General features: G+C 59.6%; 20 protein-coding genes and 1 tRNA gene. 16 read left to right on the top strand and 5 right to left on the bottom strand.

Annotated elements, in window-relative coordinates; translation table 11 throughout:
* The first annotated feature begins 101 nt into the window (after positions 1–101).
* Genes JOE65_RS02055 through JOE65_RS02040 form a run of 4 tightly spaced genes read left to right on the top strand, consistent with a single transcriptional unit; the run spans position 102 to position 3,333 of the window.
* Positions 102–845: a GAF and ANTAR domain-containing protein gene (locus JOE65_RS02055; RefSeq protein ID WP_205161677.1), complete on the top strand. Its 744-nt coding sequence runs from the start codon at positions 102–104 to the stop codon at positions 843–845.
* A 3-nt stretch (positions 846–848) separates the two neighbouring features.
* Positions 849–1,796, top strand: a complete 948-nt coding sequence (locus tag JOE65_RS02050) for a glycosyltransferase family 9 protein (protein WP_205161676.1) — start codon at positions 849–851, stop codon at positions 1,794–1,796.
* A 53-nt stretch (positions 1,797–1,849) separates the two neighbouring features.
* Positions 1,850–2,332 carry a transporter substrate-binding domain-containing protein gene (locus JOE65_RS02045; protein WP_205161675.1) on the top strand — a complete coding sequence of 161 codons (483 nt, stop codon included), beginning with the start codon at positions 1,850–1,852 and terminating at the stop codon, positions 2,330–2,332.
* Positions 2,329–3,333 (top strand): cation efflux transmembrane domain-containing protein, encoded by a 1,005-nt coding sequence (locus JOE65_RS02040; RefSeq protein WP_205161674.1) that lies wholly within the window; start codon positions 2,329–2,331, stop codon positions 3,331–3,333. The genes JOE65_RS02045 and JOE65_RS02040 overlap by 4 nt, the downstream gene beginning before the upstream one ends.
* A 17-nt stretch (positions 3,334–3,350) precedes the next feature.
* Here the strand turns inward: JOE65_RS02040 and JOE65_RS02035 are convergent, their stop codons facing one another.
* Positions 3,351–4,058 carry a sigma-70 family RNA polymerase sigma factor gene (locus JOE65_RS02035; RefSeq protein ID WP_205161673.1) on the bottom strand — a complete coding sequence of 236 codons (708 nt, stop codon included), beginning with the start codon at positions 4,056–4,058 and terminating at the stop codon, positions 3,351–3,353.
* 213 nt (positions 4,059–4,271) lie between these two features.
* On the opposite strand from JOE65_RS02035, the gene JOE65_RS02030 reads away from it, so the two are divergent.
* Both JOE65_RS02030 and JOE65_RS02025 read left to right on the top strand, forming a co-directional pair.
* Positions 4,272–4,790, top strand: coding sequence for a gluconokinase (locus tag JOE65_RS02030; RefSeq protein ID WP_205161672.1), 519 nt, complete (start codon positions 4,272–4,274; stop codon positions 4,788–4,790).
* A 16-nt stretch (positions 4,791–4,806) separates the two neighbouring features.
* Positions 4,807–6,207, top strand: a complete 1,401-nt coding sequence (locus JOE65_RS02025) for a GntP family permease (protein ID WP_205161671.1) — start codon at positions 4,807–4,809, stop codon at positions 6,205–6,207.
* Positions 6,208–6,262: 55 nt separating this feature from the next.
* Here JOE65_RS02025 and JOE65_RS02020 read toward each other — a convergent pair whose 3' ends face one another.
* A complete protein-coding gene (locus tag JOE65_RS02020; protein WP_205161670.1) occupies positions 6,263–7,021 on the bottom strand; it encodes a LysR substrate-binding domain-containing protein in 759 nt (252 codons plus the stop codon).
* Between the two features lie 57 nt (positions 7,022–7,078).
* On the opposite strand from JOE65_RS02020, the gene JOE65_RS02015 reads away from it, so the two are divergent.
* The 3 genes from JOE65_RS02015 to JOE65_RS02005 are packed head-to-tail and all read left to right on the top strand — an operon-like array spanning position 7,079 to position 9,172.
* Positions 7,079–7,465 (top strand): DUF5997 family protein, encoded by a 387-nt coding sequence (locus JOE65_RS02015; protein WP_205161669.1) that lies wholly within the window; start codon positions 7,079–7,081, stop codon positions 7,463–7,465.
* A 24-nt stretch (positions 7,466–7,489) separates the two neighbouring features.
* Positions 7,490–7,969, top strand: coding sequence for a cation:proton antiporter regulatory subunit (locus JOE65_RS02010; protein WP_205161668.1), 480 nt, complete (start codon positions 7,490–7,492; stop codon positions 7,967–7,969).
* A gap of 6 nt (positions 7,970–7,975) precedes the next feature.
* Positions 7,976–9,172: a cation:proton antiporter gene (locus tag JOE65_RS02005; protein WP_205161667.1), complete on the top strand. Its 1,197-nt coding sequence runs from the start codon at positions 7,976–7,978 to the stop codon at positions 9,170–9,172.
* A 101-nt stretch (positions 9,173–9,273) separates the two neighbouring features.
* On the opposite strand, the gene JOE65_RS02000 is transcribed toward JOE65_RS02005, so the two are convergent.
* Positions 9,274–9,356, bottom strand: a tRNA-Leu gene (locus JOE65_RS02000).
* Positions 9,357–9,715: 359 nt separating this feature from the next.
* On the opposite strand from JOE65_RS02000, the gene JOE65_RS01995 reads away from it, so the two are divergent.
* The 7 genes from JOE65_RS01995 to pknB are packed head-to-tail and all read left to right on the top strand — an operon-like array spanning position 9,716 to position 19,114.
* Positions 9,716–10,453, top strand: a complete 738-nt coding sequence (locus tag JOE65_RS01995) for an FhaA domain-containing protein (RefSeq protein WP_205161666.1) — start codon at positions 9,716–9,718, stop codon at positions 10,451–10,453.
* The gene (locus JOE65_RS01990) at positions 10,450–10,911 is read left to right on the top strand and encodes an FHA domain-containing protein FhaB/FipA (protein ID WP_205161665.1); all 462 of its coding nucleotides are present in this window, start codon (positions 10,450–10,452) and stop codon (positions 10,909–10,911) included. The genes JOE65_RS01995 and JOE65_RS01990 overlap by 4 nt, the downstream gene beginning before the upstream one ends.
* Before the next feature lies 1 nt (position 10,912).
* Complete coding sequence (locus JOE65_RS01985; protein ID WP_205161664.1) at positions 10,913–12,502, top strand: PP2C family protein-serine/threonine phosphatase; 1,590 nt, start codon at positions 10,913–10,915, stop codon at positions 12,500–12,502.
* A gap of 2 nt (positions 12,503–12,504) precedes the next feature.
* Complete coding sequence (locus JOE65_RS01980; protein WP_205161663.1) at positions 12,505–13,929, top strand: FtsW/RodA/SpoVE family cell cycle protein; 1,425 nt, start codon at positions 12,505–12,507, stop codon at positions 13,927–13,929.
* On the top strand, positions 13,926–15,377 hold the full coding sequence (locus JOE65_RS01975; protein ID WP_205161662.1) for a peptidoglycan D,D-transpeptidase FtsI family protein: 1,452 nt from the start codon (positions 13,926–13,928) through the stop codon (positions 15,375–15,377). Before JOE65_RS01980 ends, JOE65_RS01975 begins: the two co-directional genes overlap by 4 nt.
* Positions 15,374–17,140: a protein kinase domain-containing protein gene (locus JOE65_RS01970; protein WP_205161661.1), complete on the top strand. Its 1,767-nt coding sequence runs from the start codon at positions 15,374–15,376 to the stop codon at positions 17,138–17,140. Before JOE65_RS01975 ends, JOE65_RS01970 begins: the two co-directional genes overlap by 4 nt.
* Positions 17,141–17,185: 45 nt before the next feature.
* Positions 17,186–19,114: a Stk1 family PASTA domain-containing Ser/Thr kinase gene (gene pknB, locus JOE65_RS01965; protein WP_205161660.1), complete on the top strand. Its 1,929-nt coding sequence runs from the start codon at positions 17,186–17,188 to the stop codon at positions 19,112–19,114.
* On the opposite strand, the gene JOE65_RS01960 is transcribed toward pknB, so the two are convergent.
* Positions 19,111–19,755, bottom strand: a complete 645-nt coding sequence (locus JOE65_RS01960) for an anthranilate synthase component II (protein WP_205161659.1) — start codon at positions 19,753–19,755, stop codon at positions 19,111–19,113. The two genes, pknB and JOE65_RS01960, sit on opposite strands and share 4 nt — an antisense overlap.
* 165 nt (positions 19,756–19,920) lie before the next feature.
* Complete coding sequence (locus tag JOE65_RS01955; protein WP_205161658.1) at positions 19,921–20,670, bottom strand: class E sortase; 750 nt, start codon at positions 20,668–20,670, stop codon at positions 19,921–19,923.
* Positions 20,671–20,842: the final 172 nt, after the last annotated feature.

Genomic DNA, 20,842 nt, shown 5'->3' with positions numbered 1-20,842 from the left:
CGGCCCCAACCAGCGAGGCAAGCGCCTCATTGCGGTCCATCGTCTAGGGTTGCACTTACATTGACCGGAAGCGGTTAATACGTACCCATAGAAGGAACGCAATGGTGTCCAACAATGCTGAGTCCACAGATTCTATTCTGACCGAGACGCTGCAGAACATGGTGTTGGAGAGTTCGGACGTCAACGAATTCCTCAACGGTCTGGCGCGGCTCTGCGCAGAAACATTTTCTACCCCCAGCGACGAGGTGCTTTGCGGTGTCACGCTGCTGCGTCCACGTCGTGCCGCAACGGTTGCCAGCAGCACTGAACGCGCGCGGGAACTGGATGAGGTTCAGTTGCGCTTCGACGACGGCCCCTGCATGCGGGCGGCAAGAGAAAACAAAATGTACTACGTCGCGGATTTCCGGAAGGAGAACCGGTTTCCCGAATATCGGGAGGCGATCGCCGAACACGGCATCCTGTCCGCCATCGGGCTCCCCATTGTCCTGGAAGGTGAGGCCAACGCCGGGCTGGACCTTTATTCGGCAAAAGCGGATGCGTTCAGCGAGGATGCCATCAAGGCTGCTCAAGACTTCGCCCGTACAGCCTCTGTTTCATTGCGCATGGCCGTGCGGATCGCGAAGCTCACTGAAACAGGCATACATTTACAGGCGGCCATGGAAACCCGGACGGCCATCGATCTCGCGGCGGGGATCATCATGGGGCAGAACCGCTGCAGTCAGGATGAGGCGGTGAACATCCTCAAAATGGCCTCCAGTGCAAGAAACACCAAATTGAATCTGGTAGCCGAGGCCCTCATTCAGAGTGTGAGTGAAACCCCAGCTGCCACGCATTTCGACGACTGACCCGTGTCCAAGAACCATCCCGAGCTGTTGGTCCTGCGCGCGCTCAAACTCGGCGACCTACTCGTTTCCGTTCCTGCACTTCGCGCCCTTCGCCATCACTACCCGGGGCATCGCATCACTTACGCAGGCCCTACCTGGCTGCAGCCTATTCTGGCGCTGACCGGCAGTGTGGATAACCTGTTGGGAACTCCCTCTCTGGAAGAACCGCTCAATGTTCCATCGGGCGCCATCGATGTGGCCGTGAATCTGCACGGCAGTGGTCCCCAGAGCCACCGACGGCTTGACGTGCTAGCGCCCAAGGAACGTATGGGGTACGCTGCCAACGGCTGGTCCGCACCCCTCTGGCGCGATGACGTCCACGAACGCAACAGATGGACCGACCTGTTGAACTGGTACGGCATTCCCGCGGACCCTCTCGACTACCGCCTCCTCAAACCCCCGACACCGAGTGCCCATCCGGGCGCCGTCGTCGTCCATCCCGGTGCCGCCTACGGAAGCCGGCTGTGGCCTGCAGATCGGTTTGCCGCCGTTGTCCGCGCCCTTCAATGTCAGGGGCACACGGTGGTTCTCACCGGAAGTGCTGACGAACGGGAACGAGCCATGAAAATAGCCGACGACGGCGGGTTGGCGCGGACAGCCGTGCTGGCCGGGAAGCTGAACCTCACCGAATTTGCGGGCGTGGTGTCTGCTGCAGCGCTGGTCATTTCGGCTGATACTGGCGCGGCCCATTTGGCGACCGCGTACGGCACGCCGTCGGTGACCATCTTCGGCCCGGCGCCCGTGGCGGCTTGGGGTCCGCCGGATGGGCCGCACATCGCGCTGACTGATGAGTCGGTCAGAGTGGGCAACGTTTTTGGTGCTTATCCGGATCCTGCGCTGCTGGCAATCACCGTGGAGCAGGTTCTTTCGGCTGCCGAACGTCTGGGCATCAGCGGGAACCAGACACACTGACCACTCTTGCTAAAGTTCAGGAAACAGCCAGTTGATTGAAGACGGGGGTAACAATGTTTAAGCACAGACCCGCATGCATCGCCGTGATGGCGATACTCCTGCTCATGCTGTCTGCCTGCTCTCACTACCCGGCGGACCCAGACAAAACGCTGGAAAAAGTGACCGATGGAACCATCCGCGTAGGCGTCACCGAAAACCAGAAATGGGTACAGCTTGAGGATGGCACTGAACCACAAGGCATTGAGCCTGACCTGCTCCGGGACTTCGCATCGCAACTAAATGCTGACGTCGAATGGCACCAGGGCAGCGAGCACGAACTCGTTCAGGACCTTAAACACGACGAACTCGACGTGGTGATCGGCGGGATTGCCGGCAATACCCCATGGACAACACACGCAGGACTCAGCCGCCCCTACGTGGAGACAAAGGACGAGCGCGGCACGACTGTCCAGCACGTCATGCTCGTTCCTCTCGGCGAGAACGCATTCCTCCTCAGACTTGATAAGTTCCTTCAGGCACAGGAGGTCCGGCCATGAGGTCAGCCGTCAAAGAGGCGCACTTTGGGCACACCACACTGCCGGATGAGCAGGCTCAGGCACTCCGTAAGGCCGTGAAGTTCGAGTGGATCACGGTCGGCTTCCTCGCTATTTCCACCACCATCGTCTTCCTCGTCCTCGGAAACTCGCAGGTTATGAAAGCCGCGTGGATCGAGGACCTCCTCTCATTCCTCCCACCGATCTCCTTCCTCGTCGCTGTCCACTTCATCAAGAGGCCGCCGTCGATCAGGCATCCCTACGGCTACCACCGAGCCACGGGCATCGCCCACCTGGTCGCCGCCGTCGCACTCTCTGTGATGGGCGCCTACCTGATTCTCGATTCCGGGCTCGGCCTCCTCAAAGCCGAACACCCAACCATTGGTGCCGTGACGCTCTTCGGCCAGACGTTCTGGCTCGGATGGCTCATGATGGCTGCCATGGCCCTGACAGCGGTACCGCCCGTCTACCTGGGCCTCGTCAAGATGAAGCTCGCGCGCTCCCTGCACGACAAGGTCCTCTACGCAGACGCGGACATGAATAAAGCAGACTGGATGACAGCAGCCGCTGCTGGCGTCGGTGTTGCCGGGATAGGCATGGGACTGTGGTGGGCGGATGCGGTCGCTGCGCTCATCATTTCCGTGAGCATCCTGCGCGACGGCATCAAGAACCTCCGCAGTGCGGTGGGAGCATTAGCAGATGCACGTGCCATGACCTACGACGACGCCGACACACATCCCCTGACGGGCGACATCGATCGCTACCTGTCCGGGCTGCCCTGGGTGAGCGAAGCCCGGTCCAGAACGCGTGACGAAGGGCATGTGTTCCACATCGAGTCCTTCGTTGTCCCCAAGAAAAAGGCAGCGACTCTTCAGCAGCTTGAAGATGCACGGGAGGGGTGCATCGAGTTGGACTGGAAAGTTCAGGACATGGTGATCGTCCCAGTGGCGCAACTACCCGATGAGTTCCTTCCTGGCCCTACCTCGGGCGGCGAAGAGGACTAAGCAACGCGGCTGTGACTTCACTTCGTCGTAGCGTCTTGCCCCGGCGCATCACTCAGGCACTTCTGGAGCCGCACCAGAGTCCGTGCCAGCAGTCTCGATACCTGCATCTGGCTCATTCCAAGCCGTTCCCCCACGCGTTGCTGGGATTCTTCACAGTAGAAACGGCGGAACAGCAGTTCCTTTTCCTTCGCTGATAACTCAGCGACAGCAGCGCGCAGAGACAGCACTTCGTCACGTCGATCCATTGAGCTGTCCGCTGCACACAGGCGGTCCGCCCAGGACGAGTCACCGGCCAATGCGTCGAGGGAGTCCGGACGCATGCTGCTCTGGCAATTCATCGCCTCAGCGACGGCGTCCGGGTGCTCGTCGAGTTGTTCTGATAGTTCGTCGAGGGATGGTTCCCGTCCTAGCTTCTGGGCAAGGGCCGACGACGCCCTGGCCGCTTCGGTTCGCAGGTCCTGCACCGTGCGGGGCGGCCGGACCATCCAGCAGCTGTCCCGGAGGTATCGTTTGATTTCGCCGGCCATCGTGGGTACAGCGTAGGCCGGGAAGGGTACGCCAAAGTCGGCGTCATACCGATGGCTTGCTTTAACCAGTCCGAGATATGCCACTTGGAGAATATCCGGGGAATCGGGCCCCGTCACCGAGAAGGATCGTGCTACCGAACGGGCAAGATCCAAATGACCCAGAACCAGATTGTCCGCGCACGGGCTTATGGTGAGCATAGGATGTCCTTCCGGGAGGAGAAGTCGAAGCAACTTCTCTCAGGAGACCATAAGCACCCTTACGAAACAATGGACCTTCAAAAATTGTTTGATAAAACGTTCTCGGCCAGCCAAGAGCCCCCGTTGATTCTTCCGCCACGAGCACAGGGTCTTTCATTCTTTGGCGAGTTATGGTTCCAATGGAGGAAGCACCCCCACCATGAGGAGAAACGCATGAGCGAATCAGCACAACATCTGGTCATTATGGGAGTTTCCGGCTCCGGCAAGTCCACGGTCGCGGAAATGCTCGCCCAGCGGCTCGGGTGGACGTTCTCCGAAGCGGACGAATTCCACCCTCAGTCCAACATCGACAAAATGACAGCTGGCACTCCTCTCAACGACGACGACCGCAAGCCCTGGCTCGAAGCTATGCGCGACTGGATGGCACAAATGGCCGATGACGACGTCAACACCGTCGTCACCTGCTCCGCCCTGAAGCATAGTTACCGCGACACCCTCCGTCAGGCATCTGGAACCGTGTACTTCATTCATCTCCACGGCAGCGAAGAATTGTTGAGCCAACGGATGACCACGCGCTCCGGCCACTTCATGCCGCCGTCCCTGCTCCCCTCCCAACTCGAAACACTGGAAATGCTGGGCGACGACGAAGCCGGCCTCACGATTGACATCGCAAACACTCCGGAGGAGATTGTGGACAAGGTCCTCACCAAACTCAACCTGAACGCCCGCTGATCAGAGGGAGACCCACATGGAAATTGAAGGCTGGACACAAACCCTAGGGGCGCTCCCGCTGCTGCTGATTGCAGCCGCAGCCGTCGCACTCTTGCTGTTCCTCATCATCAAAGTGCGGCTCCACGCATTCGTTTCGCTGATCATCGTGAGTATTCTCACGGTGTTCGCAACCGGCATCCCAGCCGGACGCACCATCGACGTCCTGCTGTTCGGTTTCGGCGACACCCTCGCCTCCGTTGCACTCCTAGTCGGCATCGGCGCCATGCTGGGCAGGCTCGTGGAAACCAGCGGCGGCGCCCGAGCCCTCGCTGACTATTTGATCAACCTCTTTGGCGAAAAACGCGCGCCCCTGGCCCTCGGCGTCGCCTCCCTTCTCTTTGGCTTCCCTATCTTCTTTGACGCGGGCCTGGTGGTCATGCTCCCCGTGATCTTCTCGGTGGCACGCCACCTAGGCGGCGGTGTTCTGCGCTACGGGCTCCCCGCAGCGGGCGCGTTCTCAGTGATGCACGTGTTCGTGCCACCGCACCCCGGCCCGGTGGCCGCCTCTGAGTTCTTCGACGCGAACGTCGGCGTCGTCCTGCTGGTGGGCCTTATCGCAGCCATTCCCACCTGGTACGTGGCCGCGTATCTCTATGGCCTGTGGGCGGGTAAGAAATTCGTCCTGCCGGTGCCCGCTCTTCTGGGTGAAGCGGATGAAGAGAGCCGCGAAAACCCTCCGCGCTTCGGCACGGTCTTGTTCATCCTGCTGTTGCCCATGTTCTTGATCTTTCTCAACACAGGACTCACGACGCTGAGTACGGCCGGAGTTCTCCCAGAGGGAACTGACGGCCAGCTGTGGTTCCAAATTCTCATCACCATCGGTGCAACGCCCGTGGCTCTGCTGATCGCACTGCTCGTAGCTGCATACGTACTGGGACGTCGTCGCGGCGTAGAGAAATCAGTGCTCGAGAAGACTCTCGAATCGGCACTTGGCCCCGTCTGTTCGGTCATTCTCATCACCGGCGCAGGCGGCATGTTCGGCGGTGTCCTTGAAACCTCCGGCATCGGCGGTGCACTGGCGAACGTGCTCGGCGACGCCGGAATACCAGTCATCCTTGCCGGCTTCCTGGTCGCCGCCATCTTGCGCATCGCCCAAGGCTCCGCCACGGTGGCGCTGACGACGGCGGCGGGACTGCTCGCTCCCGCGATCGCCTCCGGCGACTACAACGTTGTCCAGGTAGCGGCTCTGGTTGTCGCGGTCGCAGGCGGCTCAGTGGTAGCCAGCCACGTGAACGATTCCGGGTTCTGGCTCGTCGGCCGCTTCATGGACATGGACGTACGCACAACGCTCAAAACCTGGACGGTCATGGAGACCGGGATCGGCGTTATGGGCTTCGGCATCGCAGCCGCCGTCTTCGGACTGGCCTCAATCGGTTAGGGCCACCCACTACTACCAGGCCCGGCAGGACCACCGCGTCGGGACACCGGCGTAGTCAGCGGCGGCCTCGCCGCCCGTGCTTGCCTTGCCCTGACTCCCGCCCCTTACCACCGCTGGTCCCCCGTGAGTTGGAGCGTGGCACGGAACTTCCGGACTGTTTGCCCTCTCGACGAGGGTTCGACGTCGGCTTCCGCCGATCCTTTGAACTGCCCTTGCCGGAGCTGTCCTTGCCGTTGGGCTCACCAGTGGCTGATCCGGCGAGGGGCTGACGCGAGCTGTTGGCGGTGCGCCCCCGCACTATGCCAATGAATTCCTCGATCAGTTCTGAGGTGTTGTTAGACAACCAGGCAATACCGATGCGGGTTTCCGGTGAATCAGAAACCGGACGATTAACTGCGTCCCGGCGATTATAGAGGCGCGCCAGCGACATGGGCATGATAGCAATTCCGGCTCCGGAAGCGGCAACTTCCACGGCCATGGCCGCTCCGAGCTCCACCACGTCGAGGAACATCTCGCCCTCCAGATCAGCCAACGGTACTTCGTCTTCGTAGAGGGCTATGAAGTGTTCCTTCGCCGCGACAACCACAGGCTTCTCCGAATAGAGCGGAATGACATGGACGCCCTCCAGAGGTATCGGAAGGCGGACAAGGCCGACGTCGATCTTCCCGTCATGCAGGACTCTCACCTGCTCGCCGGCGTCGCACTCCATCAGTTCCAAGGGAATCTCAGGATGGCGCTCACGCCATCGGCCCGCCCACTTTGCCGGAGTCACCCCGGGTACAAAGCCGATCGTCAGGGCACTTGTTGGCTTCACGGCTCCCACAGTAGTGCAAGCGACCTGCGGATAGGCGCGGGAGGATACGCTTGAGCCATGAACAGCGAGAAAGCGCCTCAGGCCATGAAACCGGAAACTGCCGCAAAGAAGCTTGGCATCTATCTACCGGCGGCACCGCAGGAATTTCAGGATTCAGTGATTTCGAGGGCCGAGTTCACGGACCTCCAGTCCAGCCCACCCGAGTGGCTTCAGGAACTACGCCACAACGGACCCCATCCACGTCCGGAGGTGGCACGGAAACTCAACGTCTCCATCGCTGGACTGGCACGGGCTGGAAAGACGGAACCGCTGACGACGGCGGAAATCGCCGAACTGCTGCAGAACCCACCGCAGTGGCTGGTGGATGAGCGCGCAAGCATGGCGCAGGTCCGCACCGAGGAAAAGCGTGTGCGCGAGACGCGTCAGGCGAAGGATTCCCATTAGTATCCGCGGGTCTAGGATTGATGGATGATCGTTGATGAAACCCCGCTTCCCGGGATCGGAATCCGTAAGGAAATCACAACGGCCGCTGGGCGCCGGATCGGTGTCCTGTCCCTTCGTGACGGCGACATGGCGCTCATTGTGTCCCGCGAAGATGACCCGGATGGTTGTCTCGCATCAATGCCGCTCACATCGGATGAGGCAGCGACCCTCGGGAACCTCCTCGGCGCACGGCAGCTTGTAGCTCAGCTCACCAAGGAGCACCGAGACCTCCCCGGAGTAAACACTCGTCAATTTCTTATTGCGAAGGGTTCGCCGTTCGACGGCCGAAAGCTGGGAGATACGCAGCTGCGGACCAAAACCGGCGTTTCTGTGGTGGCCGTCCTCAGCGCTGGTCAGGTACAGCCATCTCCGACTCCGGATTTCGGCTTTGCTGCCGGAGATCTGGTTGTCGCCGTTGGAACGTCGGAAGGGCTGGACAAGGCAGCCAATATTCTCCTCGGATGACGGTGCATGGCTAGCAGTACTGTCACACTCATTGAACTGGGCGCCGTCTTTTTCGGCCTCGGGATTCTTGGACGCCTCGCCGGGAAGATCGGGATGTCGCCGATCCCGCTGTATTTGCTGGGCGGGTTGTTCTTTGGATCCGGTGGTTTCGTTGAGCTGGGTGGTCTAGAGGATTTCAGCGCGATCGCCAGCGAAATTGGAGTCATCCTCCTACTGCTGATGTTGGGCCTGGAATACACTGCAAGAGAACTGGTCACTGGGATGCGTCAATCCTGGATGGCAGGGGTTCTCGACATCGTTTTGAACTTCATACCGGGTGCAGTCGTCGCGTTCGTCCTGGGTTGGGGCCCGGTTGGGGCGTTGGTCATGGGCGGCGTGACGTACATTTCCTCCTCGGGCATTATCGCCAAGGTGCTGACGGATCTGGGGCGACTCGGGAACCGCGAAACGCCCATCGTTCTTTCCCTGCTCGTATTCGAAGACCTGGCCATGGCGGTCTACCTTCCCATTCTCACGGCCGTACTCTCCGGCGTCAGTTTTCTTGGGGGCCTTCAGGCGGTAGGAATTTCCCTGCTCGTGGTCACCATCGTGCTCGTGATCGCCTTGCGTTTCAGCAGAGTAGTTTCAGCAGTGATCGATAACAAGGACCGAGAAGTTTTTCTACTCACTCTGTTCGGCGCGGCCCTGCTGGTAGCCGGTGTCACGGCTGCGCTGCAAGTCTCAGCCGCTGTGGGTGCGTTCCTCCTCGGCATCGCAATTTCTGGAGCCGCAGCAGAAACCGCAACGCGTGTCATGGAGCCGATGCGAGATCTCTTTGCCGCGATGTTCTTCGTTGTCTTCGGGCTGAATACGGACCCCTCTACGATTCCGCCTGTCCTTGGTTGGGCACTCGTTCTGGCCTTCGTTACCGTCTGCACCAAAGTGACTACCGGATGGTGGGCGGCAAAACGTCAGGGAATTGGAAGACCTGGACGGGCCAGAGCTGGCGCGGCGCTCGTCGCGCGCGGTGAGTTCTCTATTATTATCGCGGGACTCGCGGTCGCCTCCGGTGCCGTTGTTCCGGAACTGGCCGCTCTGGCAACCGCATACGTCCTGATCATGGCAGTCAGTGGCCCCGTCATCGCTCGTTTCGCTGAACCTGCTCTGAATCTGCTCACCTACAAACGCACGGTGCGGGTTCCCAAGAGCGCATCTGACCAATAGTTCACGGTGGAATTCACCTAGAAAACGCCGGTCCGCCCACTGCGGCTCAGATAAAACAAAGAGCACCCCCGGACACAGCCGGAGGTGCTCTTTGTTTTCTGTGCGCGAGGGGGGATTTGAACCCCCACACCCTTTCGGATACTGGCACCTGAAGCCAGCGCGTCTGCCGTTCCGCCACTCGCGCATAGTGCTTTGGAGGTCGAAACCTCCAAGAACAGCGAGATCCATCATAACCAAAGTCATGCCGTTTAACCTAAACCACGTCCGCCTACCTTTGCCGGTCTGCAACCGCCAATCTCTTGAGGAGACGCGAAGCCTGAGATGGTGGACACCGTGCAACTAACCGGGAGCACGAATCGTTATCACTAATTGGCTTCGACAATGCCCTGATTAAGGTCATTTCCATACTCCCCAAGTAGTATCGGGAAGTATGCACGAGGCAGTCCGGGCACGATTATCGTTGCTCGGTGCCTACCCGTCGGATGGGACGGGTAGCCTCAGCTGGAGCGGAATCAGATATGACACAACGGGAGGAGGCAACGAATGGGCATTCTCGACAACGTCGAGCGCGGCATTGAAAAGGTAGTCCGCGGCGCCTTCTCCACGGGTTCAAAGGCGGAAGTTCAGCCGGTAGAAATCGCCAGCGCGCTGCGCCGCGAACTGGACAACAAGTCTTACACGATCGGAGAGGGCCGCACCCTCGCCCCCAATGTTTTCGCCGCCCGTCTCTCGGCAGCCGATTTTGCCCACGCTCAGGAGTGGGGCGCTCCCCTCGCCGAGGAACTCTGCGACGTCGTGATTAAGCACGTCAACAGCCAGAACTACACGCTTCGCGGCCCGGTGCGCGTGTCCTTCATGCGGGATACGGATCTGAAAGCCGGTGTGTTGGAGATCGATTCCACCACCGAGAAGGCCGGCCAACCGCGCCAATCCGCGGCGCCGAAGGCACCGGCTGCCCCTTCGCGACGTCCCACACGCAATGAACCCGTTCTTGACATAGACGGCCACCGCCACTCGCTGACGCTTGAATCGGCGATTATCGGACGGTCCGCTGAAGCTGATATTCGGGTGGAAGACACCGGAGTGTCACGTAGACACCTCGAAATCCGCCGCAAAGGCTCCTCGGTCCTCGCAGTGGATCTCGGCTCCACCAACGGAAGTTATGTCAATGGGGAACGGTTACACGGTCAAGCGGAGCTCACAGACGGTTCTGTCATCACCATGGGCCGGGCAAGGGCTATTTTCCGCTTGATTCCCACCAATGGCGGAGCCGCCGAATGAGTGACCTGACGTTGACGCTTTTGCGATATGGCTTTCTGATCCTGTTGTGGGTCTTGGTGATAAGCATTGTGAGTGCACTTCGCCGCGATCTGATGGTCGGGCAACGCACACGTACCGGAGTCAGGCCTGCGCGCCAGGTTCCCTCAGCCAACACAGCGCCGAGAAAATCCGCAAGGGAACTCATCGTCACCGAAGGCCCGCTCAAAGGAACCACCCTGGAGCTGACCAACAGCCCCATCCTCCTCGGCCGCGCTCAGGAAGCAACACTAGTTCTGGATGATGACTACGCCTCGGGTCGGCACGCGCGTCTGTTCCCTCAGGGCAGTCGATGGTTCGTGGAAGACCTGGGTTCCACCAACGGAACCTTCGTGTCTGGAAGCCAACTGACGCGTGCACTTCCCGTTGAACCCGGAGTACCCATCCGGATCGGCAAGACGGTCATCGAATTGAGGCCATAGGATGGCGCTAATTCTGCGCTATGCGGTGCGCTCCGATGTTGGCTCACGTGCTAAAAATGACGATTCAGCGTATGTGGGCCAGAACCTGGCGGTTGTGGCGGACGGCATGGGTGGCCATGCGGGCGGAAACATTGCTTCTGCTTCTACTGTGCTGGACCTTGTTCATCTGGACCATCAATACGACGGCGACGCCGCGACGATCTTGGCCGATGAAATTCAGACCGCCAATTCGCTGCTGTCCGAACTCGTGGGAACCAATCCGCAGCTCGCCGGTATGGGCACCACCTGCACGGCCCTGTTGCTCGATGGAAACCATATAACCCTTGCGCATATCGGGGATTCGCGTGCGTATAGGCTCAAGGACAATGTTTTTGAGCAAATGAGCATAGACCACACCTTTGTGCAGCGGCTCATTGACGAGGGGCGGCTGAGGCCGGAAGAGGCAGAGGTCCATCCGCACAAGAACGTGTTGATGCGGGTCCTGGGCGATGTCGATGCCAGCCCTGAACTCGACGTTGAAACCTACGACGCCGTTCCGGGCGAGAAATGGCTGCTGTGCTCTGACGGTTTAATGGCGGTTTTGCGAGATGCAGCCATTGAGCAGGTTTTTCGGGAGTCGTCCAGCCTCCGGGAGTGCGTCAATACTCTGGTAGAGCTCACCCTCGCCGGTGGCGCTCCGGACAACGTGACGGTTGCTGTCATTGAGGTAGCTGAGGCCACCGAGGACGATTCAGTCGTGCCGGTGGTTCCGCCTGAGCCGGTGCGTGTCCGCGCGCGGGTCGACGGCGACGACGACACAGTTGCACCAGGTCCAGCCGTTGAAGATTCTCAGGCACGGAAGCAGAAGACAACAACCGTCGACGATACTATTCGTGCCGATATGATCCGCCGGGATCTGGCACAACGACCCCACGAATTGGTCGGCTCTGCGGCTTTGGCAACGGAGACCGGGCAGATCCCGATTGTCACCAAGCAGTCGAATGAGCGCCGTGCGGCAAAGCTGCTCATGCACAAGGCGCCCGAGCATGATGGGTCTCCCCTAGAAGAGACTCCTGATCAGCGGGATTCACCCAGACGGCGTTGGGTCATCCCGACGTTCCTTGCGCTGATGACGCTGATCCTCATCGCGGTCCTGGGATTTGGGTATCTGTGGACTCAGACCCGGTACTACGTATCCGCTGTCGACGACCGCGTCGCCATTTTCAATGGCGTCTCTCAGACGCTTGGACCTATTGAGCTGTCCCAGGTCACTGACGTCACAGAAATCCCCGTTTCCAGTTTGCCAGAGTACTCAAGAGACCGGCTAGAGACCACGCTTCCTGCCCGGGATCTGGAACACGCCCAGGAGATCGTGGATGAGCTGCGCTGTACCGCACGTGCGGTAACGGCGCCATCCCCAGAATCAGATACTTCACCGGAGCCAAAACCGGAGCCGACGTCCTCAACCAGCAGCAAAGCCAGCCCGAGTCCCAGTGCCTCGAAGTCTACTAGCTCGTCATCTTCTCCAACCTCGAGCCCCACATCCTCCGTTTCCCCGTCGGCCCCGGCCATCTCGGGTGAGGCCGCAGCCCGACGTTGTGAGGGGAACTGAGTATGAGCGACGTACTAACAGCCCCCAAACCACGGCGGAACATTGAGCTGATGCTGCTTCTGCTGGCGCTCATTGCCGGTGTCGGAGCGAACGTCCTGGTGGCACTTGGTGGTGGAACGCCGCTGGATAGCGGATTCTTTGTGGCCAATGGGCTGTTCGCGGGGCTGGCTCTGGCGATCCACGTCATTCTGCGCATCCGGGCTAAGTATGCTGACCCCCTCATTCTCCCCATCGCCACTGCCCTGAACGGGATCGGCTTGGCGATGATCGCCCGCTTGGATCTCACTTTGCCGGAGGAACAACATGCTGCTGGCAGCCAGGCTATGTTGACCGCAGTCGCCATGGTAGCGGCCGCGGCCATCATCTGGCTCTTCAGGGATCACAGAGTGTTGCGGCGGTTCACCTATATCTCTCTGTTGGTCAGTGCCGTTCTGCTGCTGCTGCCGCTGACACCCCTGGGATTGACCATCAACGGTGCCCGCATTTGGATCAGCGTTGGCATCGGCACTTTCCAGCCGGGAGAAATCGCCAAGATCACCCTCGCTATATTCTTTGCAGGGTATCTATCGACAAACCGTGATCTCATCCTCCTCGCGGGCAAGAAGATCGGCCCCTTGCAACTGCCGCGCTTCAAGGATCTGGCGCCCATGATTGCCGCATGGATGGTCAGTATTGGCGTTCTGGTCTTCCAGCGGGACCTGGGGACATCCGTGCTCTTCTTCGGTCTATTCATGGCCATGATCTATGTCGCGACAGGACGCATCAGCTGGATCCTGATTGGTCTGGCCATGATCGCTATTGGCGGATTCGTGGCTATGCAACTTTTTTCACACGTTGCCCTACGGATCGACAGTTGGATCAACGCCTTTGATCCAGAGGTCTACGACCGCGTTCCAGGCGGCAGCGGCCAGGTGGTGCAGGGCCTCTTTGGCCTGGCCAGCGGCGGTCTGGTGGGGACAGGTCTCGGTGAAGGCCGCCCCGGACTCGTGACGTATGCCAATTCAGACATGATCATTGCGTCCCTCGGTGAAGAACTAGGCCTGATCGGGTTATTTGCGATCGTTCTTTTGTATGTCCTCTTGATCTCTCGAGGGTTCCGGGCCGCGTTGGGAACCAAAGACGGGTTCGGCAAACTGCTCGCCACGGGCTTGTCGTTCACGATCGCCCTCCAGTGCTTTGTGGTAATCGGAGGCGTTACCCGCTTGATACCGCTGACGGGTTTGACCACGCCCTTCATGTCCGCTGGCGGATCCGCTCTGCTGGCAAACTGGATCATTGTTGCCCTGCTGTTGTCCATTTCGGAAACAGCGCGGCGTCCTGCCGTAACTGGCCCTATCCCCAGCACTGATGAGCAACCGAAGGTGCTTGCCGGAAAACAGACTTCGTTTAGAAGACGGCCAACGGACGAAGAGGTGGGATCAGCATGAACCATGCCATTCGTACGTCGTGGATTGTCGCCGTTGCCATGTTCACTCTGCTCTTCGGTTCGCTGACCTATGTCCAGTTCATCGGTGCCGAGACGCTCACAGATAATCCTTTGAACCGGCGCACGGTGTTGCAGAATTTCGGCGATAATCGTGGGTCCATACTCGTTGACGGCAAACCGATCGCTGAATCGGTGGAAACCGATGGGCCGTTCCCCTATCAGCGTGTATACAACGAGCCAAACATGTACGCCCACCTGACCGGGTTCTTCTCGCTCTCCCACGGAGCTACGCAGCTCGAATCAGCCCTGCAGGAGCAGCTTTCGGGTACCAGCGATTCACAGTTCTTCGACCGTATGGCGGGCTTGTTCAACGGCAGTATGGGGCAGGGCGCCTCGGTCGAACTAACCATTGACCCACAACTGCAGCAGCTTGCATGGGACCTCATCCCTGAGGGCCAACAGGGCTCAATAGTGGTGATGGACCCTGCAACAGGGGACATCAAGGCGATGGTATCGAAGCCCTCCTATGATCCGAATCTGCTAGCTGGAGCCAATACGCAAGTAGTAAACGAAAACATGCAGCAGCTGATCAATACCCCCGGATTGTCTCCTTACATCAATCCGGCTACCCAGAAGCTGCTCGCGCCCGGTTCAGTGTTCAAAATCATTGACACAGCCGCGGCCCTGGAATCTGATCAGTATGATGCCGATTCGGAGCTGCCGAACCCGCAGAACCTTGAACTCAAGGGAACCACGTACCAGCTGCCAAACTACGTCGGCGGACAGTGTTCCAGCCGTTCAGTGGCGGACTTTGCCTTCGCACTCGCACATTCCTGCAATACCGCGTTTGCCGGAATCGCACTTGAACTGGGTCAGGACACTATCCTCAAAGAAGCACGCGAATTCGGCTTCGGTGAGCAGCTGTTCATACCCACTCGCGTGGAGCCGAGCCAGTTTCCCGAAGAGGATCTCAACGAACCACAACTGGCGCAATCGGCCATTGGTCAGTACAACGTGAAGGCCACCCCGCTGGAGATTGCCATGATGACAGCGGCGATTGCCAACGACGGCGTTCAGATGAAGCCGCAGCTGGTCCGTTCGGTTCGTGCTCCGGATCTGCGGGTCATAGAGGAGCCACAGCCGGAGGTCCTGAACACCTCCACTTCGCCGGAGGTAGCGAACCAGATCACCGAATGGATGATCGGAACTACAGAGCGCGGCACCGCAACCAGTGCACAGATTCCCGGTGTCGATGTGGCATCCAAGACAGGAACCGCAGAACTGCTTCAGGGGACCACGGGCAACAATTCCTGGTACACCGGTTTTGCTCCGGCGGATGATCCAAAGGTTGTGGTCACGATTGTCATTGAAAATGTAGACGTCCCAACGGGGGCACAACTAACAAGTCCAAGCGCTAAGAAACTTCTAGAGGCGGTGTTGAACAAGTGAGACCTACAACAGGTATCACCTTAGGCGGCAGGTACCAGCTCACGGACCGCATCGCTATTGGGGGAATGGGTGAGGTCTGGAAGGCCAAGGACCAGGTTCTTGGGCGTGTGGTCGCCATAAAGATTCTGAAAGAGGAATATACCGGTGACCCCGGCTTCCTCAACCGTTTCCGTGCTGAAGCACGCCACACTGCGCTGCTGAGCCACCCTGGCATTGCCAATGTCTTCGACTACGGCGAGGAGGAGGGCTCCGGCTACCTGGTCATGGAGCTGGTGCCCGGCCAACCACTGTCGGCAATCATCGAACGCGACCGCACTCTGTCACCAGAACGTACCCTCTCGGTCATTGGTCAGACGTCGGCTGCGTTGTCTGCCGCGCATGAACAGGGCCTTGTCCACCGCGACGTCAAGCCCGGTAACCTGCTGATCATGCCAGACGGCAAGGTCAAGATCACGGACTTCGGTATTGCCCGCATCGCGGATCAGGTGCCGTTGACGCAAACCGGTCAGGTCATGGGTACTGCCCAGTACCTGGCCCCTGAACAGGCCACAGGTCAGCAGGCTACGGGTTCTTCGGATATTTATGCGCTGGGAATCATCGGCTACGAGGTCCTTGCTGGCCGTCGGCCGTTCTCGGGCGAATCACAGATCGCCATCGCGCTGGCGCAGGTCAATGACACGCCGCCACCGTTGCCGACGTCGGTGCCGGCTCCGGTACGTGCCTTGGTCATGTCCATGCTCGCCAAGGATCCTGCAGATCGGCCAGCAAATGCGGATGCCTTGACTCGGGCGGTCAGCGCTATTCAGCGTGGAGACATCAGGGCTGCTGAGGTTGCGGTTCCCGGCATGTTGCTCTTCACGGGCGACGACGACGCCACCACGGCGGTTCCCCTTACTCCAGAGGACTCCACGCAGGCTATTTCCCGGCCGTCGACGTCGGCACTGCCTACTGTGGCTGGTGCGGGGGCTGGGGCGGCTGCTGCGGCAAATACCGGTGACGTAGCGGCACAGCGGGAATGGAATACTGAGGAGGAGTTTGATGAAGAGCCCGTGGCGGAACGTCGTGGACGCAGCCCGTGGACGCTTCCACTGATCGCACTTCTGCTCCTGATCATTTTAACTGTTGCCGGGTTCTTTGTCGTCCAGGGGCTCTCCCCAGCGGACGATGAGAGCACCTCGCCGTCTTCTTCTGCTCCGGCAACTTCAAAGTCTCCCTCTGAATCTCCGTCTACATCTCCGTCGCCGTCCCAGAGTGAGTCCGAATCTGAAACTCCCAGCCAGGAGCCAACGACGGAAGTCCCTGAAGAGATAGTGGTGAACGCCGCTGCTTATGAGGGGCAGCCGCTGAATCAGGTAGTCTCCGAGCTGTCCGGTCTGGGACTCAAGGTTGTGGAGGATCCGCAGCCGAATGCTGAGGTTCCGGTAGACATCGTGACTCAGGTTCAGCCTGTTGGCACGCTGCAGCGTGGGGACGCAGTCACCGTTACCTATTCCACGGGAGCGGAGCAGGTCACCGTTCCTGGCGGCCTGATTGGCGAACAGGAAAACGTTGTCCGGCAACAGCTGGTAGCTGCGGAGTTGGTTCCCGCCAACGGTGGTGCACGTCCGTCCACGCAGGAGCAGGGTTCAGTGCTGCAGCTGAATCCAGGTGAGGGCCAAGAGGTGGACAAGGGCAGCACGGTGACCTACTTCGTTTCGGCCGGCCCGCCGGCGGATACCGGTAATCCACAGCCGGAGCCCACCCCTTCGCCAACCAGCCCATAGCAACTCGCACCAGTAACAGCTGATCCGGATGAAAGGACACCCCTAGTGAATCCTGAACGCGTCCTCAACGGGCGTTACGAGGTAGGTGAACTCATCGGCCGAGGCGGCATGGCCGATGTGTACCTTGCCCGTGACATCCTGCTGGGCCGTTCGGTGGCCATCAAGGTGCTCCGTCCGGATCTGGCCCGCGATCCACTGTTCCAGTCGCGGTTCCGCCGAGAAGCTCAGGCCGTGGCAGCCCTAAATCATCCGGCAATCGTCTCGATCTTCGACACTGGGGATCAGGACATGCCAAATGCCGCAGCGCACGACGACGTACGTGTTCCGTTCATCGTCATGGAGTACGTTGCCGGACGAACTATCCGCGAGTACATCAAGTCCCGGGAACTATCGGTCGATGGTGCAGTTCACCATACGATTGGTATCCTCGCCGCCCTGGAATACAGTCATCGGGCTGGCATTGTTCACCGCGATATCAAGCCGGCCAACGTCATGATTACCCCTGATGGCGCGGTCAAGGTCATGGACTTTGGTATCGCTCGCGCTATGGCGGATTCCGCGGCCACCATGACCCAGACTCAGGCGGTTCTGGGTACTGCACAGTATCTCTCACCGGAGCAGGCCCGCGGTGAAACAGTGGATGCGCGCAGCGACCTCTACTCCGCTGCGTGTGTTCTCTATGAAATGCTTGCTGGCCGCCCCCCGTTTGTCGGCGACAGCCCTGTATCCGTTGCGTACCAGCACGTGCGCGAGCACCCGGATGCGCCGAGCGTCTATAACGAGGACGTTTCGGCTGCTCTGGATTCTGTGCTTGCGAAGGCTTTGCAGAAGGACCGCGCGCACAGGTTCCAGGATGCTGCTGATTTCCGTGACGCACTTCAGAGTGCACGCAGGGGCGTGGCTGTTGCACCAGATGGTTCCGAAGGGGCGCCGCCGACGGAGGCCATGTCCACAGTTGGCGTGGCCGGGATGGCGACGAACGACGTCGACATGCGCGAGACGCGCTCGATGGCACGTATGAGGGCTGGTGGCAGGCTGACGAACGACGACGTTCATCCTGACGAAGAGGCTCTGGATGAGGATGAACGGACTTCAGTCATGGCACTGAACCGCGACGATGATCCTCATGATGACAGGCGGAAGCGCCGTCGGGCCTGGATCGTGACACTGTTCATCGTTCTGGCGCTCGTTCTAGCCGCAGGAGCTTACATTCTGCTCCAGATGAATCAGCCAGAGGAACCTGTCACTGTTGCGGTTCCAACCGTTGCGGAGATGACGGAAACAGAGGCGCAGAACGAGATCTACGGTGCTGGTCTCACCCCACAGGTTGAGGAAGACTTCCATGACTCGGTGGAGCAGGGCACGGTCATTGAGTCCTCTCCAGAGGCTGGCGAGCAGGTCCTGCCGGACAGTGAAGTGACCATCGTAGTCTCCAAGGGGCCTTCGTCTGTCGTTATCCCCGGCGATCTGGCGGGTCAGACGGAGTCGGCGGTACGTGACACGCTGCAGCGTCTTGGCCTGACTACGGGGACAACCACCACAACGAACAGCGCCAGCGTGCCCAGGGACCGACTAGTTGCCACAGATCCCGGGCTCGGTGAGAAGGTCAAAATCGATGCGACGGTGAATCTGGTCATTTCCACGGGAACCGTCAAGGTTCCCAATGTGGTGGACATGACTAAAGAAGAAGCTGAAGCGACACTCACGGATCCAGCTTTGAGCCTGCGCGTCGAGTTCAAGGACGAAGAGAACTCCGTCGTGGCACCGGGGACAATCACCTCCCAGAGCTATCCTCCGGGCACTGAGGTGGAGCCTGGATCGGTTGTGGAGGTGACTGTTGCCACCGAACCGGAAAAGGCTCCAAAGGACGAGGAAACCAGCAAACCCGATCCAGAAAAGTCCACGGATCCTTCTAAGGACTCCGGAAAGCCCGAGAAGGGTCCGGACAATCCGCCCAATAAGGACAAGGGTTAGCGGCTGATCAAGGGGCTGAGTCCCGATGCGCGCTCCGCCGCGCCACCCATTCCCATGGATTCCAGCCAGTTCCCCAGCATTTGGTACCCACCCTCGGTGAGTACCGATTCGGGATGAAACTGGACACCGATCAGCGGTGCGGTACGGTGCGCCAAACCCATGATGACGCCGCTGGCGGTTGTGGACGTTACCTCAAGGACCGCCGGGATAGTCTCTGACACCGCGGCCAACGAATGATAGCGCGTGACGGTTAGCGGTGAGGGGAGCCCTGCGAACACGTTGCCGCCTGAGTGTTCAATCTCAGACGTCTTTCCGTGCATGAGCTCCGGCGCGTGTGTCACGGTACCCCCGTAGGCCTCGGCGAGGGCTTGATGCCCCAGGCACACACCCAACATGGGCTTCATGCTCACACCACACCAACGGATGAGGTCCACGCAGATTCCGGCTTTCGCGGGAGCACCTGGGCCGGGAGAAATGAGCACGCCGTCACGGGCCTCGGCGAGCTCGATGGCCTCGGGGAGACTGACGTCGTCGTTCCTTACGACAGTGGTCTCCGCACCCAATTCCTGAAGGTAACCCACCAGCGTGTAGACAAAGCTGTCGTAATTGTCGACGACGAGGATGCGGAAAGTCTGGTTCATGGTCTAGGACGTACCAATCGTGGAATCTGTGAGTGGATTGAACTGCGACAACCAAGGAAAGACGATGGTCAGCAAGAGCAGGATAACTGTTGCGATCAACAATATCGAGATCATGATGCGCGCCCACAACGGTCCGGGTAGGTGCGTAAAGATCCAGCCGTACATTCAGGCTCCCTTTTCTGCGTTGTTGGCTACGAGTTCGGCGATTTCGGCGGGAGGGCCCGCGGAGAGGGGCTGCCAAGAGTCCATGATCGAGTACGCAATGATCCGTTCCTCGGCTCCAAAGCGGGGGTTGCAACTTGTTAGCGTCATGATTCGCTCAACGGGCGTGGCCCCAGGCTGAGTTGGTACGGGCGCAATGACATCGGTGCGGTTTGGTAGGACTATCTGGTTATTCCGGTACACGTAGGTGTAGTAGCCGTCACGGGTCTGAACGAAGATGCGGTCCCCGGGGACCAGCATGTGAATGGCGTCGAGCACCATGCCGTGGGTTTGCCGGTGTCCTGCCAACGCAAAATTGCCAACACCGCCGGGTAATACCGTGTCCGGGTAATGGCCAAGTCCCAGATTGTCGAGGACAGCCACGCCGACGCCGTCGGTCACCGGTCGAGTATATTCTGCCCCAAAACGCGGGATATAGACGACTGCGAAGGTCTCGCCCTCCTGCACAGCCTCCAGCACCGGAGGATCCCCGTAGTCTTGGGGCTGCTGCGGTTCAGTTTGTGGAACGACGGGTGCGTTGAAGTCTGCCAGCAGGTTCTCTATGGCGGCGTCCTGCTTCTGGTTGGACTCGATATTGGTCCACCAGAGTTCCCAGCCCACAAAGAGCAGGAGAACCACTCCGAGGGTGATGAGTAGCTCCCCGGCGACCTGAATTGTGGTCTGGAGGACGCCGCGTCGACGTGCTCGAATCACTCGTTCTCCTGATCATTTTCAACGCCGCCCTGCTATACGGCCCGCTTACAGGCAATCTTCGTTAGAATTGGTTGGTGAAACCGCATTGACGGCCGTCGTCTTGCTTCTAGTATACTGCGGCTGTCGTCGGACCTGTATCGAACGTTATGTTTACGTATCGGCGCTAGTTGTT

It is taken from the genome of Arthrobacter roseus (assembly GCF_016907875.1).
GTDB lineage: Bacteria > Actinomycetota > Actinomycetes > Actinomycetales > Micrococcaceae > Arthrobacter_J > Arthrobacter_J roseus.
This window is presented reverse-complemented; position numbering and strand designations above follow the sequence as displayed.

What these genes read in the sequence shown, in the direction of transcription:
- JOE65_RS02010 (WP_205161668.1), top strand. Translation starts at nt 7,490, where the DNA reads ATGATCGTTGATGAAACCCCGCTTCCCGGGATCGGAATCCGTAAGGAA.
- JOE65_RS02045 (WP_205161675.1), top strand. Translation starts at nt 1,850, where the DNA reads ATGTTTAAGCACAGACCCGCATGCATCGCCGTGATGGCGATACTCCTG.
- JOE65_RS01960 (WP_205161659.1), bottom strand. Translation starts at nt 19,755, where the DNA reads ATGAACCAGACTTTCCGCATCCTCGTCGTCGACAATTACGACAGCTTT.
- JOE65_RS02030 (WP_205161672.1), top strand. Translation starts at nt 4,272, where the DNA reads ATGAGCGAATCAGCACAACATCTGGTCATTATGGGAGTTTCCGGCTCC.
- JOE65_RS02035 (WP_205161673.1), bottom strand. Translation starts at nt 4,058, where the DNA reads ATGCTCACCATAAGCCCGTGCGCGGACAATCTGGTTCTGGGTCATTTG.
- JOE65_RS02055 (WP_205161677.1), top strand. Translation starts at nt 102, where the DNA reads ATGGTGTCCAACAATGCTGAGTCCACAGATTCTATTCTGACCGAGACG.
- JOE65_RS02015 (WP_205161669.1), top strand. Translation starts at nt 7,079, where the DNA reads ATGAACAGCGAGAAAGCGCCTCAGGCCATGAAACCGGAAACTGCCGCA.
- JOE65_RS01995 (WP_205161666.1), top strand. Translation starts at nt 9,716, where the DNA reads ATGGGCATTCTCGACAACGTCGAGCGCGGCATTGAAAAGGTAGTCCGC.
- JOE65_RS01985 (WP_205161664.1), top strand. Translation starts at nt 10,913, where the DNA reads ATGGCGCTAATTCTGCGCTATGCGGTGCGCTCCGATGTTGGCTCACGT.
- JOE65_RS01980 (WP_205161663.1), top strand. Translation starts at nt 12,505, where the DNA reads ATGAGCGACGTACTAACAGCCCCCAAACCACGGCGGAACATTGAGCTG.
- JOE65_RS01975 (WP_205161662.1), top strand. Translation starts at nt 13,926, where the DNA reads ATGAACCATGCCATTCGTACGTCGTGGATTGTCGCCGTTGCCATGTTC.
- JOE65_RS01990 (WP_205161665.1), top strand. Translation starts at nt 10,450, where the DNA reads ATGAGTGACCTGACGTTGACGCTTTTGCGATATGGCTTTCTGATCCTG.
- JOE65_RS02005 (WP_205161667.1), top strand. Translation starts at nt 7,976, where the DNA reads ATGGCTAGCAGTACTGTCACACTCATTGAACTGGGCGCCGTCTTTTTC.
- JOE65_RS02025 (WP_205161671.1), top strand. Translation starts at nt 4,807, where the DNA reads ATGGAAATTGAAGGCTGGACACAAACCCTAGGGGCGCTCCCGCTGCTG.
- JOE65_RS02040 (WP_205161674.1), top strand. Translation starts at nt 2,329, where the DNA reads ATGAGGTCAGCCGTCAAAGAGGCGCACTTTGGGCACACCACACTGCCG.